Raw genomic sequence first — 14,822 nt, forward strand, 5'->3', positions numbered from 1 at the left:
ACGCGCCCTGCCACCTTCGCTATAATATAAGTAATCTACTATTAAGAAAGAGGGCGCACGATGGACCTGACGTCGCTGGCTGGACAACAAGCCGCCATTTTCCAACAGGATTTCACCAAAGAAGAAGCTCCGCTCAGCTTTGCCCATACCAACGCCCTGTTAGCACATCCTGAGTTGCACCCACCGTTAATGTTGCACTTTTGGACGGCAGAACAGACCGTGATTCTTGGGATGCAGGATTTAAAATTACCGCAATTCGGACATGCCTTGCCGGTTCTGGCCAGCGATCATTACGGCGTCTTTGTTCGTAATTCCGGCGGCTTGGCAGTGATTGCTGACAGCGGCGTCTTGAATGTCTCGCTTTTTTTACCTAATGAAGACAATCTCTCCATCGATACTGCCTACGATATGATGACCGCCCTTTTTCGAACGGCGTTTCCGAGCCTGCCCATTGCCACTAGCGAAATTTTTCATTCTTATTGTCCTGGCAAATACGACCTCAGTGTTCACGGGCGAAAATTCGCCGGCATGGCTCAGCGGCGCAATCATGCCGGTGTGGTGGTCATGCTGTATTGCAGCATCTTCGGTGATCAAAACGCCCGATGCGACTTATTACGCCGCTTCTATCGGGCAGGACATGCCAGCGCCAGTCCGCACTTCAAGTTTCCAATTATTCGTTCTGAAACCATGACCACGCTCAGCGATTTGCTGGGTCGTCCGCTGACCCGCAACGAAGCCATTTTAGCACTGTTAAATGCTTTGGCTGCTAATGGCATTGCTGCCGATATGAACTCAATGCCGGCGATTTTACGTGATCCTGCCTACCACAAGGCACTCGCTGCGGCCACTGCGGATCTGCGCAATCGCAATCGTCATTTATCATAACGCGCTCCCCGGCGCAGAAGTACCTTGGTCGCAATGGCCTAAACCCGGGTCATCACGCCCAAGGCCACTTACACTCCGACTTCTAACCGCGCCGGCTCACGCTCATTTAAGGAAAATGGGGGAATACCATGCAATTTGAAAAATTACCGCGTGAAAAAGTCTTTCGCGATCCGGTTCATAATTATATTCACGTGCAGCATCGCGTGATTCTTGACCTAATCAATACGCCGGAGTTTCAGCGTCTGCGCCGGATTAAGCAGCTAGGCGTTTCGGACTATGTGTTTCAAGGTGCCGAGCATACTCGGTTTGCGCATTCGTTAGGGGTTTATGAGATTGCTCGGGAAATGTGCGACAATTTTGTCACGAATTACCCTAGCAAAATTCCGGGAGACGGTCTTTGGGATGATCAAGAACGCCCAGTGGTTCTGTGTGCCGCGTTGTTGCATGATATCGGCCACGGCGCCTATTCCCACACTTTTGAGCATATCTTCAATACTGATCACGAAGCCATTACCCGCGCCATTCTTACGGATCCGCATACCAACGTCAACCGTATTTTGCGCAGTGTTAGTTCCGATTTTCCAGAGCGCGTGGCTTCGGTCATCAACCATACTTATCCGAATCCGCAAGTCGTCCAGATGATTTCCAGTCAAATCGATGCCGACCGGATGGATTATCTGTTGCATGATGCTTACTATACCGGAACTAAATATGGTTTGTTCGATTTATCTCGCATTTTGCGGGTCATGCGGCCTTATTCAGACGGAATTGCTTACGAAGCTAATGGGATGCATGCGGTTGAAGACTATGTTGTCAGTCGCTTTCAAATGTATCAGCAAGTCTATTTCCACCCGGTATCGCGCGGGATGGAAGTTATCTTGTCCCACTTGCTGAAACGCGCCAAGTTTCTTTATGAGTCTGGCCAGTTCGAACCGGGTTTTTCGCCACGATTATTAGTGCCATTCTTTGAACAGTCATTTACCTTAAGCGATTACCTCAAGTTGGATGACGGCGTGCTCAATACCTATTTCACTTACTGGCTTGATTATCCAGACAGCATTTTAAGCGACTTTGCCGATCGCTTTCTGAACCGGCGGCCGCTTAAGTCAGTCACCTTCACCGATCAAACGGCTGAACTGCTGCCGAAACTGCGCCACCTAGTGACAGAAGCCGGCTTTGATGCCCAATACTACACGGCGGAAAATGACAGCTTCGATTTACCATACGATCAATACGATCCTGCCTCTGCCAATCCCAAAACCCAAATCGAAATCATGCAAAAAGACGGCACCCTCGAGGAGTTGTCGACTTTATCCCCGTTGGTGGCGGCGCTTAGTGGTCGGGCTACCGGTGATAAACGATTCTATTTTCCAAAAGAAATGCTTGCCACTGAAGACAGCAATCTCTTTTCATCGATTTATGAAAAATTTCAACGTTACCTACTAAATGGCGGCGTTATTGACCCCCACTTGCACGACTAGTCTTTTCGCCTTCAGCGTTTGGGCTGTTGTGCCAACCACTTGGCAACGGCCCAGCGATGCGTGGGGCGCTTGAGTTCCGCCAGTGCCAGATCGATGGGCATCAGCATCAACGTATTGAACGTTTCCAAGGGGTCTTGGACAAATGCCAGCTCATCACAGGCAAAAAAGGTTGCCGGATGATAATACGCAGTTTGCCGATGGTGGGAATAAAAATATTCCGACGACTTGCCCAGTTCTTTAGTCACGTGAACCGTTGCACCAAATTCCTCAAGCAACTCGCGCGCCAAAGTTGCTTCAGGCGTTTCGCCTTTTTCAACCCCGCCACCAGGTAAAAACAACGCATGGTTCGGGGCTTGTAAAATCAGCAATCGTGCACCGCTGTGGTCCGGAATCACGCCATACGCGCCAATTCGGGTGTGATAATCTAACTTAGGATCTTTTCGACCAAACACTGGATCAATCATATGGCATCCCTCCGCTCTTGATCACATTATACCCTAATCAATTTCTAACCTCTACACAAGGAGTCCTTTCGATGACTGTTCAGGAAACATTATTTGTTTTTTCAATCCCCATCGTGCTGGGAATCATCTTCGCCATCAGCTTTACGGTTGAGCCGCGCCGCCTGATTAATGGCTGGCTGTTCAATCTGTTTGCTGTTGCCTTTCTATTCGCGCTCGCCTTAGCTATTTTAGGATCCAGCAATTTACTGTTGATTTCGGTTACGGGTACCCTCTTTATCATCACAGTGTTGATCGTTATTCTCATATTCACCTTACACTTGTTCTGGCTGTTGTGGAACGCCATCTTGGTTTGGCGGCGTGAAGGCCATTCATTGAGCAACATGCTAACGCTTTACATCGCCATCGGATTACTTTTGCTGGAAATCGCCGCTTCATTCGGGCGCCGTTTTATTCCAGAGCCGATCTACATCACTTTAGCTGTTTTCTTCAGCTTCGGCGGCCTGTATGTCTTATTGACACTTTATAACTTCCTGACAGTACTAGTCCTGTACAATCTGCGTCCCCAGCCGCACAATCGCACATTTCTCATTGTGTTGGGCGCTGGCCTGCTGCATGGTGACCAGGTTTCGCCATTGCTCGCCAGCCGCATCGACACAGCCATCAAGTTTTATCATAAGCAGATTAAAAAAGGCCGCCCGGCGCCGCGGATTATTTTTTCCGGCGGCAAAGGTGGCGATGAGACAATCTCCGAAGCACTGGCCATGCAGCGCTATGCTTTAGGAAAAGGCATCCCTGAAAAAGATACCTTGTTAGAAGACAAGTCAACGACGACGCTGGAAAATATGACCTTCTCCAAACGCCTGATTACGCAGGAAGTCGGCGAAGCGCCGTATAAAGCTAGCTTCTTTACCAACAACTATCACCTTTTCCGTGCCGGTATTTACGCGCGCATGGCGGGCATTGATGCCAATGGTGTTGGCGGTAACACCTCCTTTTATTTTCTGCCTAACGCAGTCATCCGCGAATATCTCGCCTTGGTTGTGCTGTACAAACGGCGGCATGCCATTGCGTTTGGCATTATTGTGATCATGGCCCTTGCTCAGCTACTGAGGGCATGGTAACCACTGCGAGCCATTCACGTGCAGAAAGGCGGGTCATTTCGATATACTGAACTTGACCGTAACATGTTTCAAACCATGAGGAGTGTGAGCGATGTTAAAAGAATTCCAGAAATTCATCATGCGCGGTAACGTCTTGGATCTTGCTGTCGGGGTTATCATCGGGAGTGCTTTTACCGGCTTAGTCAAGTCTTTGACAAAGAATCTGATTAACCCGATTCTGTCCATGTTTGCCGGCAAAACCGATTTGAGCGGTTTGTCGTTCACGCTATTAGGTGCCAAGTTTACATACGGCAATTTTCTGAACGATGTGATCAACTTTTTGATCATTGCGTTTGTCGTCTTCTTAATCGTGCGCAGCGTCAATCGCTTCCTCCCGGCCAAGCCGGTAAAACCAGTTGGCCCGACACAAACCGAATTGCTTGAAGAAATTCGTGATCTCTTGAAAGACCAGGATGCTAAGACTAAAGATTAACGGCTGATCATATGAGCATTCGTTAGTAAAACAAAAACCGGTTCAGGTGAGTTACAAAAAAGCTCACTTGAATCGGTTTTTTGATCTTCACTATTATTCTGCAAAAAGTGTCTCAATTGAGTCGCTGCCAAACGTACTTAAACCATTTGATGAGCAGCACTCCGATCCAAATCACCGGGGCAGTCAAAACCAGAAATAACTGAAAAGCAAATCTAACGATGACTGCACCGACACGATCCATACCGCCGCTTTCTAGTATTGATGCCATGACAGGCGTGGTACTGTAAATGAAATTCTGATAGACATTCATGTCCTTTTTCATTTCTGCGACGTAATCTTTGGTCGATCGGCCAGTCGCCGCCAATCGTTGCGCATTACGTTCGATTTTATCGAGAAAATTCGGAACCGCGCCTAACCAGCTTACTAATAAATAAACGTCGCCGAGTGTCAATCCGAAATTAAGTCCACTCGTCTTTTTCAAGTGGAAAAATAGCGTTAATAAGGCATATGCCGCAAATAATCTGATCCGTTTTTGCATAGGCAACAATCCTATCTCTGACATCAAGGCTGCACAGGTCCATATTTTTGCTATTAGCATACGCCAAAAGACATCATCATGCTGCTTATTCCAAGTGGATCGCTAAAACACCATGTTCGGCTTCCTGCTGTTTCGAATAAATCCGGTAAGTATCGCTAACCATCTTAGCCACCGAGTCAGTTGGGGCGCTGCCTACGACGATTCCTTGATAATGATCATACAACTGCACGAAACTGGCGAATTTTTCAAGTTTAGCAACCTGTTTGCTTAATCGCTGTTGTGTCGTCAAATCTTCAAATACAATCGGGTCGCCCACCCGTAACTGTTGGCGTTTTTGGTCATTCAATCTGATTTCGATAGTTTTACTACCTTCTCGTACCAGCTCAAATTGTTCATGCGTGAGCCCCATTTTCATATCCCCAGTGCTCCTTCATTTTAAAAAATGGTCGCACGCCATTACGCGTACGCCCACCTTTTGAATTCAGACAATAGTGTTCACTTAACGGCTTACAATTAATACTGCCGCTTACCACCTTGATAAACCTGCTTATCTTTTTGTTGGAAAGCCTTCACATCGGCCATTGGATCGTTTTCCAAGACCAAGAAGTCCGCGAACTTCCCCTTTTCAAGCGTACCATATTGGTCGTCAACGCCCATCAACTTGGTGCCATTAACCGACGTCGAAAAGGCTTCAAACGGTGTCATACCTTGCTCAACCATTAATTGCAGTTCAACCGGCGCCATGGTGAAGTCATTGAATGGCGTGCCGGCATCGGTGCCTAATGTCAACGGTACCCCACGATGAAAGGCATGCATGATGTTCTTGTACAGGTCATCTAACGCATCTGCAGCTTTTTTAACTTCCCAATCCGGAATCTTACCCTTGGCAAATGTTGGAATTGCCCAGTCGGCCACAAGCGTTGGGGTTAAGTATGTGCCTTGCTTTAACATGAGATCGATTTCTTCATCATTTACATAAAAACCATGTTCAACTGAATCAACCCCGGCCTGAATGGCATTCATAATGCCGGGATTGCCTTCAGCATGCGCCGCAACAATCTGACCTTTATGATGCGCCTCTTCAACCGCAACATGCATTTCTGCCACACTCAGCTGCGGATCATCCATAAAGTCGTTAGGGGTCATAACCCCGCCGGTTGCAATCACCTTAATGGCCTTAGCACCTTTTTTCAATGCGGTCCGAACCGCCTTGCGCATCTCATCCGGCGAATCAACAACATAGGCTGCATTTGGCATGTCGCCATGACCACCTGTCATTGAAAAAAATTTACCAGATGGCATGATTTGCGGTACCTGTTTTAGTTGACCCTGGTCTTTCAATGCCTTTAGCGCAATGTCGATGTCAAAGCTACTGCCACATTCACGAACATAAGTAACACCGGACTTTAATAGCTGATGTAAATGATCAACAGCACCAACTGTTGAAGCTACGACACCGCGACTGGTACCGCCATCGCCGGTTAAAGGATCCATGGTGATATGTGTATGGACATTAGTTAGTCCGGGCGTCACGTATTGACCACCGAGATCTACCGTTTTGTTTGTCGAAGGAGCCTGTCCACTCCCTACTTCAGCAACTTTACCAGTGTCATCAACCGTGAACCAGGCATCTTTAAGAATTTTTTCTGAAGTGCCAGTAAATAAGGAACAATTTGTAAAAGTTGTTGCCATCATAAAACCTCCATTCGTTAATTCTGATTGTCCAGCGTACCTGGACTATTGTGCCTTTGGCTGTGCATACGCCCGTAAAAGTTGAATTAAGTAAGCCACGCCTTGCTGATAATCATGTAACCGAATATTCTCGTTAGGCGCATGTGGTCCCGATCCGGCGTAATTCACCCCAATTAAAATAACCGGTAAATGCAACGCATCAACAAAAAATTTAGCCGGACCACCGCCAGGCATCATTGGGACGAAGCGGACTTTGCCGGCACCGTATACCTGCTCGGCGACACTTTTTGCCAGTTGCAAATGCGTGTCATTGAGATCGGAGTGGAACGCATCCTCGCCAAGATTATAGTGTAACTGCACATCGGAAAAGCCGTTTTTATCCAACTGCGCCTGGATGAGCTGGGCAATTTCCTTGGGATCCTGTCCTGGCAATAACCGACAATCAAGCTTAGCCTTAGCTTCCTTCGGGATAATTGTTTTAACCCCTTCACCTTCATAGCCGGCGGAAAGGCCATTAATTGTAATGGTTGGTGCCGTGACAACAGCGCGTTTGGGATCATCACTTGTAAACGGTCGTTTGAGGCCATATGTTTTTTTAATCTTGTCACCATCAAAATCCATGTCGGCAATCGCATTCTCCGACGCTTCGTCCAACGGCTCGATGCCGTCGTAAAAGCCATCGACGAGGACGCGGTGCTTGTCATCCGTTAACGATGACAAGGCACGAACCAAGCGCCAAGCAGCGTTGTCAATATAGGCAGCCAGTGAAGAATGAATGTCAGCATCAGCCGTTTTGACATGCAGATCAAACGAAACAATCCCTTTCAGACCAGCAATAACCTGAAAATGATCAGCTTCGTTCTTGCCGCCGGTTTCCCAGATGCACGCATCCGCCGTCAACCGGTCGCGATGAGCCTTGACATAATCCCCAACGTGCGGACTGCCGACTTCTTCGCCACCCTCGATGAAAAACTTAATGTTCACCGGAAAACCACCATGATCTTTCAGCCAACGCAGTGCTGTCAGTCGATACATCAACTCGCCTTTATCATCCGCCACACCGCGCGCAATGAGTTTTCCGTCCACGACAGTCGGCTCAAACGGTTCGGTTCGCCATTCTGCCAAGGGTTCTGGCGGCTGAACATCATAGTGATTATAAAACAGGACTGTTTGGTTAGAGTTCCCCTTTAGTTCCGCAAAGACGACTGGATTGCCACCTTGGTCAGTCCACTCCTCAACCGTGTCGGCATTTAAATCTTTAAATACCTGTTTCACCCAATCGACTGTTTTGCGGATGCCTTTGTTTTGGGCTGAAATCGTTGGAATGCGTAAATAGTCCTCCAACGATGGCAAATAAGCTAACGCAAATTCTTCGATCGATTTTTGTTCGTTCATCAAGCCGCCTCCTTATGATGTTATTAATTTTCAATATAGTTCTCATTCATAAAGACGTCAACATCGTTTTATAATTTTAATCACATTTAAAAAAGTTGAATATCGGCAAATAAAGCAGTGTGTCGGCGTTTTTGTTTATGCAAAAATGAGAGCCACACACAAGAAGTTATTGACATCAGCACAATTAAGGTTAAAGTATTCCCCATATTATAATCTTTTTATAATCTATAAATCGAATGGAGGATGCTTATGAATTTCTTAATTGCGTTTACAGTTGTCATGGTCTTTATGACAGTTGGCGAGTGGGTTGCCGCCGCCACTAGAGCCTTCATTCCATCTGTCTTCATCACTGCGGTTCTGTTCGTCATCGGTTTTTGGACCGTTTTACCTAAAAATGTTGTGGCAACGGCTTCTTTTGGCTCGGGATTCATCACCATCTGCATCGCACTCTTGTTGGTTCATCTCGGAACACTGATGAATCTGCGCGAGCTTCTTGCCCAATGGAAGGCCGTTTGCATTGCGTTGCTCGGTGTTTGCGGAACTTTACTGCTGACGTTAACATTGGGAACACTTATTTTTAACTGGAAAACCGTTGTCGCTGCGGTACCACCGTTAACCGGCGGACTCGTTTCTGCTTTACTTATGTCCAGTGGCTTGAAGGCTCAAGGCTTGACAACGTTGGTCGCCTTACCGGTTGCGATGTTCGTCATCCATTCGGTCGTTGGTTATCCTTTAACCTCCGTGCTGTTGAAGCAGGAAAGTCACCGACTCCTTAAGCAATTCCGCGCTAACGGTAGCAAGCTGGATCCATCCATTCCCAAAATGCGCCGCGGTGCTGAAGAAAAAGGGGATAACCGTCCGAAAATGATGAAACTACCTACCCCATATCAAACCAGTGCTTTCATCATGGCGCGGGTTGCCCTTGTCGGCTTACTGGCGATGGGCTTTGGCACTTTAACCCACAATGTCATTAATTCAAATGTGGTTTGCCTGATCTTTGGCGTCATTGCCCACCAAATCGGTTTTCTGGAAGATAATGCGTTAAATAAAGCGGGCGTCTTTAATTGGCTGATGTACGGCCTGCTTGCTTATGTCTTCGGTCAACTCAGCGCAACCACCCCCGCTGTTCTGGCCAGCATTGTGCTGCAAATCGCAGTGCTCATTGTCTTAGGCGTTCTAGGCATGTTCTTAGCATCCCGAGTATTGGCTAAGCCATTCGGTATGTCGTGGCAGATGGCCTTTTCATGCTCGTTGACGGCGCTGTTCGGGTTTCCTGCCGATTATATCTTGACTTCCGAAGTGGCCAGCGCGGTTGCCACTACTGAAGATGAGGAAGAATACTTAACACAACAAATGATGCCAAAGATGTTAGTTGGCGGATTCGCCACGGTCTCGGTCGCATCCGTCATTATCGCGACGATCTTCCTAAAGTTGCTTTAACGCCGGCACTTTGAAGATTGATGACACATATATAAACGACGACTTTAGCTGAAGATAGCAAAAGTGGCCGACACAACCAAAATTAAGGTTGTGCCGACCACTTTTAAAATGCTTATTTTACTGAATATCCCGCTTGTCGAAACGGATGCCTCGACAAGCATCAAATCTTTTAGACTATTTCGTAAACCGATTCTCAAACAACGGCGTAACGGAACGGTTCTCCTGAATCCGCATGATGGCGCGGCCCATCAACGGTCCCACGGAAACAACGTCGAGTTTGTCCATGTGCTTGTCAGCTGGCAAATTGATTGAGTCAGTGACAACGACCTTTTCAATGGCCGAGTGGGTCAAGCGTTCAACCGCCGGGCCAGAGAAAATGGCGTGGGTTGCAGCAACCAGAACTTCAGTTGCACCGGCATCTTTTAAGGCTTGAGCCGCCAGCGTGATGGTACCGGCAGTATCGATCATATCGTCGATGATGATGCATTGCTTCCCGGTTACATTACCGACAATGTTCATAACCTCGGCAACGTTTGGCCGCGGACGCCGCTTGTCGATAATGGCGATAGGTGCTTTAAGGAATTCTGCTAGCTTGCGAGCGCGCGTCACCCCGCCATGATCAGGTGAAACCACAACGGTGTCGGCACCGTCATAATGATTACGCAAGAAGTAGTCAGCCAACAAAGGCGCGCCCACAAGGTGATCCACCGGAATATCGAAGAAGCCTTGAATTTGGGCAGCGTGCAAGTCAAGTGCCAGCACACGGGTTGCGCCCGCGCGTTCAAGCATGTTGGCTACCAGTTTTGCCGTAATCGGTTCACGTGAACGGGCTTTGCGATCCTGCCGCGCGTAACCGTAATAAGGCATCACGACATTGATGGTGTGGGCAGATGCCCGCCGCAACGCATCAATCATAATCAGCAATTCCATCAAGTTATCATTCACTGGGCTGGATGTCGACTGGATCAGATAAACATCATCCCCACGAATACTTTCTTCGATGTTGATCTGAATCTCACCATCGCTAAAACGTTTCACTGAGGACTTCCCCAGCTTGACACCAACCTCAGCAGCAATTTTTTCTGCTAACGGCTTGTTCGAATTCAAGGCAAAAATCTTTAATCTCGGGTCACCGTATTGCTCAGACATATGTTCCTCCACGAAATATTATAGGCTGCGAAAAATTGTTCCACAAAAAGCTTAGCGGATTGACGAAAAAAAGCAAGCACATGAGACGAATTATAACCTAATTCCAATCTGGATCGTTCGCGACCGGCAAGCGTTTCCAGTAATCCGCTTTGGTCGTTTGCCGGGCACGGGCGATGGCCATAGCGTGAAACGGTACGTCTTTGGTAATGGTGGATCCAGCCGCGATAAAGCTGTGGTCTGCCACTTCAACCGGGGCAACAATATTCGAGTTAGAACCGATGAACGCATGATCGCCGATGGTACTTTCCCACTTTTTCACGCCGTCATAGTTGACAAATACCACGCCGCATCCCACGTTAATGTCAGTACCGAGCGTTGCGTTGCCGACATACGTGAGATGGCCGACCTTAGTGCGCGCCCCGATTTTGGCTTTCTTGATTTCCACAAAATTGCCTAGGTGAACATATTCGCCGATATCGGCATCTGGCCGCAAATGCGAGTTAGGGCCGATGTCACTGTGGGCACGCATGATGGCATGTTCGATCGTCGAACTCGTGACGGTCACATTATTTTCCAAAGTGGCATCGACGAGCTCGGAATGCGTACCAATGTGGCAATCTTCGCCGATGACGGTTTTACCTTTGAGATAGACGCCGGGTTCAATGACCGTGTCGGCACCAATTTGCACATCCGTGTCAATGTAGGTGGTTGCCGGATCGATTAAGGTAACCCCATTGCGCATATGCTGTTCGTTGATCCGTTGTTGCATGATGCGTGTCGCTTTGGCCAATGCAACGCGATCATTAACGCCTAACGATTCGGTGTAATCCGGCATTTGATAAGCGGCCACCTTTTCACCGGCTTCACGCAAAATACCGAGGACGTCCGGCAGATAATATTCGCCTTGGGCATTGTCGTTCTTGACCTGATGCAAAGCCTTAAACAGCGCCTGATTATCAAAAACGTAAACGCCTGTGTTGATTTCGGAAATAAGCGCCTCTTCCGGGGTGGCGTCTTTTTGCTCGACGTTCTTGATGACATTGCCGTCAGCGTCGCGAATAATCCGGCCATAACCCGTCGGATCAGGAGCATTGGCCGTCAAAATAGTGGCCTTAGCCCCTTTGGCTTCATGATAGGCAAATAAATCATTTAACGTCTTCGCGGTAAACAATGGCGTGTCCCCACTGATAATCAGTGTGGCACCGTCTTTTTGCCCTAGCAAAGGCTCAGCCTGCAAAACCGCATGGCCAGTACCAAGTTGCTCTTCTTGTAAAACGAATTTAGTCCGGTCACCAAGCGTTTTTTCAACTGCTTCGGCACCGTGGCCCACGATCGTCACAATGGCGTCCGGATGAATCGCCTCAACCTGACTCACCACATGTTCAACCATGCTCTTACCACAAACCGGCTGTAAAACTTTATAATACTTCGACTTCATCCGCGTCCCTTTACCGGCCGCAAGAATGATGGTGAATTTCTTTGACATGCTAAAGCTCCATTCCTAATTGTCTTATTTCATAATAGACCAGCGCGGCAAGGGAGACAACATGTAGAGCGTGAACCGGCGCGGTTAGAAGTCGGAGTATAAGTGGCCTTGGGCGTGATGGCCCGGGCTTAGGCAATCGCGCCCAAGGTCCTTATACGCAGACTTCTGCGCCGGTGAGCGCGTTTGGGGGAGAGCGCGAGCAGGAGCGCTTAGAAATCGGAGCATAAGTGGCCTCAAGCCTAAATGGCCAAAGACCAGCCATTTAGGCTTGAGGCCACTTATGTGGAGATTTCTGCGACTGCGAGCGCGTTTTGTATCGGAAAACTCAGGCCTGGGCTTGACCATTGCGCCTGAGGTCCTTACACGCAGACTTCTGCGCCTGCGAACGCGTTTGAGAGAGCCGCAGAGAACGCGAGTAACCTTTAACGTAATGTTTCTGCAAGGTTACCCAAACCCAGTGAACACTGTTTTGCAACTGCCCCCCTTCCACACCCTCAAAGCCCAAACAAAAACAGACCCGCCTCACGACGAATCTGTCTAAAAAACTACCCTTACTGCTCATTCTCAGCCGCACGTTGCTTAACATCATCCGACACTTTTAACGTACTAATCTGGGTCGTATCCGCCCAAGCATCATAGAAGAACCGATAATGCCGAGTGATCGTTTCCCAAATGAAGTTGAGAATAAACAATATTGCCAAAATGCCGAAAAATCCCAGCGCAGCAAGATTGATTTCGGTTCGCTGTCCCTCTCCAAAATACTCGATGAGAAAGTTGCTGAACCCAATTAAACTTGAATAGGCCACACCATATAGCAAGCCTTCCCGCAACAGTAGCCGCCAAAAACCAACTGGGCGGCCATCTGTGCGAACAATTTTAATCCGAACCAGGCTCTTGCCGAGGGTCTGCCCGTCATTAAAGGCAGGCCAGATAACGAAAACAAAAAGCAGTGGCAACACCATTTCGCTCAAGAAATCCGGTAACTGCGCTAGCCCCAGCAAATGGAATAAGAACCTGATCATCAAGCCAACGATGGTGCTTAATATCATAAAATCAATGAAAAAAGCCACCAGGCGGCGCATCAATGTCACTCGAACGCCGCGCACCTGGCTTTTGGCATCAATCGTATCCCGAGACGGTAACGCCCGCATGAGAATCGGGGCCAAAACGCCGCCGATCAAGCCGCCGGTGGTGTTAAGAATCAAATCGTCCACATCAAACAGTCGATACGGCCGCACATAGATGCCATATAGCCCTGACAATTGAGTCAGTTCAAAGAAAAGACTCAAGCCAAAACTCATCATGATGATCTGCGGTACACTGCGCTTGAAATAATAGCGCAGGTAAAAGCCAAATGGGATCGTCAAAACGACGTTAAAGAAGGGTTGGATAAACGCGGATTGTTTCAACGCCGCCAACCACGTGTACGGGTTGGTCGGGGAAAAGACCGTCGTGTGAATAAAGTAGCGTAACGCCATCAACGGGGTCAGATTATATTTTGGCCCGGTAAACTGCGCAACTGCCTCGCGCGACGGGAGCGGTAAGATAATCAGGAAATAAGCCGATAGCAGGTAAAATATGAACGAATAGATCACAATCGCCCGCCACCAGCTAAACGCACCGTAGCGCCGATAAACAATCACCAGAAACGGTAGCGCAAGCACCAATGCTAAAAACGGAAACGTGACCAGTGCCGTTTTAACCGGCCCGAGGTAAGCACTCATTGATGGCTCACCTCAAGCAGCTGCTGATTCTGACTAAGAAAGTTCCCGGCAGTGGCATGAAGGGTGTTTGCCTTGGTGTCGACCTTATCAACCCGAATCAGTGATGTATATTCATTGACCATCCGATCGCCATCAAACTTGCCTTCCGCAAAGACAGTAATGCCAACCATTTCAGCATTGAATTCGTCAATCAACGCCTTCATGCCATTGACCGTGCCACCGCCTTTCATGAAGTCGTCGACAATCAGTACCCGCGAATTTGCCGGAAGACTACGCTTGCTCAGCTCCATTTTCTCGATCCGCGCCGATGATCCGGAGACATAGTTGACCGAGACTGTCGAGCCTTCAGTAATCTTGGAATCGCGCCGTACGATGACGAACGGCACATTCAGATACTGGCTGACACTTTGGGCGATGGGAATGCCTTTGGTGGCAACGGTCATCACCGCGTCGACCTTAGCATCGCGATATTGAGTGGCAATCAACCGGCCAATTTGCCGCAACACACTTGGCGTCCCGAGCAAGTCCGAAAGATAAACATAGCCACCTGGCAAAAGGCGATCGGTTTCCGACAGCCGCTTAGCCATAGCAGCAATAAACTTCTCTGCCTCATCTTCCCCCATAATCGGGATGTACCGCACACCGCCTGCCGCTCCCGGAACCGTTTCAAGAATCCCGGTTTGCCGTTGCGCAAAGGTCCGTCTTACAATTGCCAGATCTTCACTAATCGAGGATTTGGCACTTTCATACCGTTTAGAAAAAAAAGTCAGCGGTATCAGCGTATGCGGCCGTTCTAACAAGTACCGGGTCATATCGATCAAGCGATCACTGCGTCTTACTTTCATTTATTCCGCTCCTAACTCCGAATATTTAGCCTTATGCTAACATTCCGTGATAATCTTACCCAGTATAAATGCTTTTGCCGAAAATTTCGACCCTTTAACTCGATTTTCTCACCGAACGTTCGCATTTGTT

The 14,822-nt window shown here is 48.3% G+C and carries 14 protein-coding genes; 5 read left to right on the forward strand and 9 right to left on the reverse strand.

Annotation, left to right across the window (positions count from 1 at the left end):
* Nucleotides 1–60: 60 nt before the first annotated feature.
* Both LACZS1_RS12115 and LACZS1_RS12120 read left to right on the forward strand, forming a co-directional pair.
* On the forward strand, nucleotides 61–885 hold the full coding sequence (locus LACZS1_RS12115) for a lipoate--protein ligase family protein (protein WP_070651517.1): 825 nt from the start codon (nucleotides 61–63) through the stop codon (nucleotides 883–885).
* Nucleotides 886–1,013: 128 nt separating this feature from the next.
* Nucleotides 1,014–2,366 (forward strand): HD domain-containing protein, encoded by a 1,353-nt coding sequence (locus LACZS1_RS12120; RefSeq protein WP_070651515.1) that lies wholly within the window; start codon nucleotides 1,014–1,016, stop codon nucleotides 2,364–2,366.
* Nucleotides 2,367–2,377: 11 nt separating this feature from the next.
* On the opposite strand, the gene LACZS1_RS12125 is transcribed toward LACZS1_RS12120, so the two are convergent.
* Nucleotides 2,378–2,830 (reverse strand): NUDIX hydrolase, encoded by a 453-nt coding sequence (locus LACZS1_RS12125; protein ID WP_010490975.1) that lies wholly within the window; start codon nucleotides 2,828–2,830, stop codon nucleotides 2,378–2,380.
* A 71-nt stretch (nucleotides 2,831–2,901) separates the two neighbouring features.
* On the opposite strand from LACZS1_RS12125, the gene LACZS1_RS12130 reads away from it, so the two are divergent.
* Together LACZS1_RS12130 and mscL are read left to right on the forward strand one after the other, a co-directional pair.
* Nucleotides 2,902–3,951: a YdcF family protein gene (locus tag LACZS1_RS12130; protein ID WP_070651513.1), complete on the forward strand. Its 1,050-nt coding sequence runs from the start codon at nucleotides 2,902–2,904 to the stop codon at nucleotides 3,949–3,951.
* Between the two features lie 91 nt (nucleotides 3,952–4,042).
* On the forward strand, nucleotides 4,043–4,423 hold the full coding sequence (gene mscL, locus LACZS1_RS12135) for a large-conductance mechanosensitive channel protein MscL (RefSeq protein ID WP_070651511.1): 381 nt from the start codon (nucleotides 4,043–4,045) through the stop codon (nucleotides 4,421–4,423).
* 112 nt (nucleotides 4,424–4,535) lie between these two features.
* On the opposite strand, the gene LACZS1_RS12140 is transcribed toward mscL, so the two are convergent.
* The 4 genes from LACZS1_RS12140 to LACZS1_RS12155 form a co-directional block, all read right to left on the reverse strand.
* On the reverse strand, nucleotides 4,536–4,961 hold the full coding sequence (locus LACZS1_RS12140; protein WP_070651509.1) for a hypothetical protein: 426 nt from the start codon (nucleotides 4,959–4,961) through the stop codon (nucleotides 4,536–4,538).
* Nucleotides 4,962–5,046: 85 nt separating this feature from the next.
* Nucleotides 5,047–5,376, reverse strand: a complete 330-nt coding sequence (locus LACZS1_RS12145) for an ASCH domain-containing protein (RefSeq protein ID WP_047107134.1) — start codon at nucleotides 5,374–5,376, stop codon at nucleotides 5,047–5,049.
* Between the two features lie 98 nt (nucleotides 5,377–5,474).
* Nucleotides 5,475–6,653, reverse strand: coding sequence for a metal-dependent hydrolase family protein (locus tag LACZS1_RS12150; RefSeq protein ID WP_083311605.1), 1,179 nt, complete (start codon nucleotides 6,651–6,653; stop codon nucleotides 5,475–5,477).
* A 45-nt stretch (nucleotides 6,654–6,698) separates the two neighbouring features.
* Nucleotides 6,699–8,048 carry a M20 family metallopeptidase gene (locus tag LACZS1_RS12155; protein WP_070651505.1) on the reverse strand — a complete coding sequence of 450 codons (1,350 nt, stop codon included), beginning with the start codon at nucleotides 8,046–8,048 and terminating at the stop codon, nucleotides 6,699–6,701.
* A 249-nt stretch (nucleotides 8,049–8,297) separates the two neighbouring features.
* On the opposite strand from LACZS1_RS12155, the gene LACZS1_RS12160 reads away from it, so the two are divergent.
* On the forward strand, nucleotides 8,298–9,488 hold the full coding sequence (locus tag LACZS1_RS12160) for a hypothetical protein (protein WP_070651503.1): 1,191 nt from the start codon (nucleotides 8,298–8,300) through the stop codon (nucleotides 9,486–9,488).
* Between the two features lie 174 nt (nucleotides 9,489–9,662).
* Here the strand turns inward: LACZS1_RS12160 and LACZS1_RS12165 are convergent, their stop codons facing one another.
* The 4 genes from LACZS1_RS12165 to purR form a co-directional block, all read right to left on the reverse strand.
* Entirely contained in the window at nucleotides 9,663–10,637 is a 975-nt protein-coding gene (locus LACZS1_RS12165; protein ID WP_003567718.1) for a ribose-phosphate diphosphokinase, read from the reverse strand.
* 97 nt (nucleotides 10,638–10,734) lie between these two features.
* Nucleotides 10,735–12,123, reverse strand: coding sequence for a bifunctional UDP-N-acetylglucosamine diphosphorylase/glucosamine-1-phosphate N-acetyltransferase GlmU (gene glmU, locus LACZS1_RS12170; RefSeq protein WP_070651501.1), 1,389 nt, complete (start codon nucleotides 12,121–12,123; stop codon nucleotides 10,735–10,737).
* Nucleotides 12,124–12,674: 551 nt separating this feature from the next.
* Entirely contained in the window at nucleotides 12,675–13,847 is a 1,173-nt protein-coding gene (locus tag LACZS1_RS12175; protein ID WP_306402867.1) for a VanZ family protein, read from the reverse strand.
* Nucleotides 13,844–14,692 carry a pur operon repressor gene (gene purR / locus LACZS1_RS12180; RefSeq protein ID WP_010490963.1) on the reverse strand — a complete coding sequence of 283 codons (849 nt, stop codon included), beginning with the start codon at nucleotides 14,690–14,692 and terminating at the stop codon, nucleotides 13,844–13,846. The genes LACZS1_RS12175 and purR overlap by 4 nt, the downstream gene beginning before the upstream one ends.
* Nucleotides 14,693–14,822: the final 130 nt, after the last annotated feature.

Origin of the sequence: Lacticaseibacillus zeae subsp. silagei (genome assembly GCF_030770335.1) — a bacterium.
In the GTDB taxonomy this organism is placed as follows: Bacteria; Bacillota; Bacilli; order Lactobacillales; family Lactobacillaceae; genus Lacticaseibacillus; species Lacticaseibacillus zeae.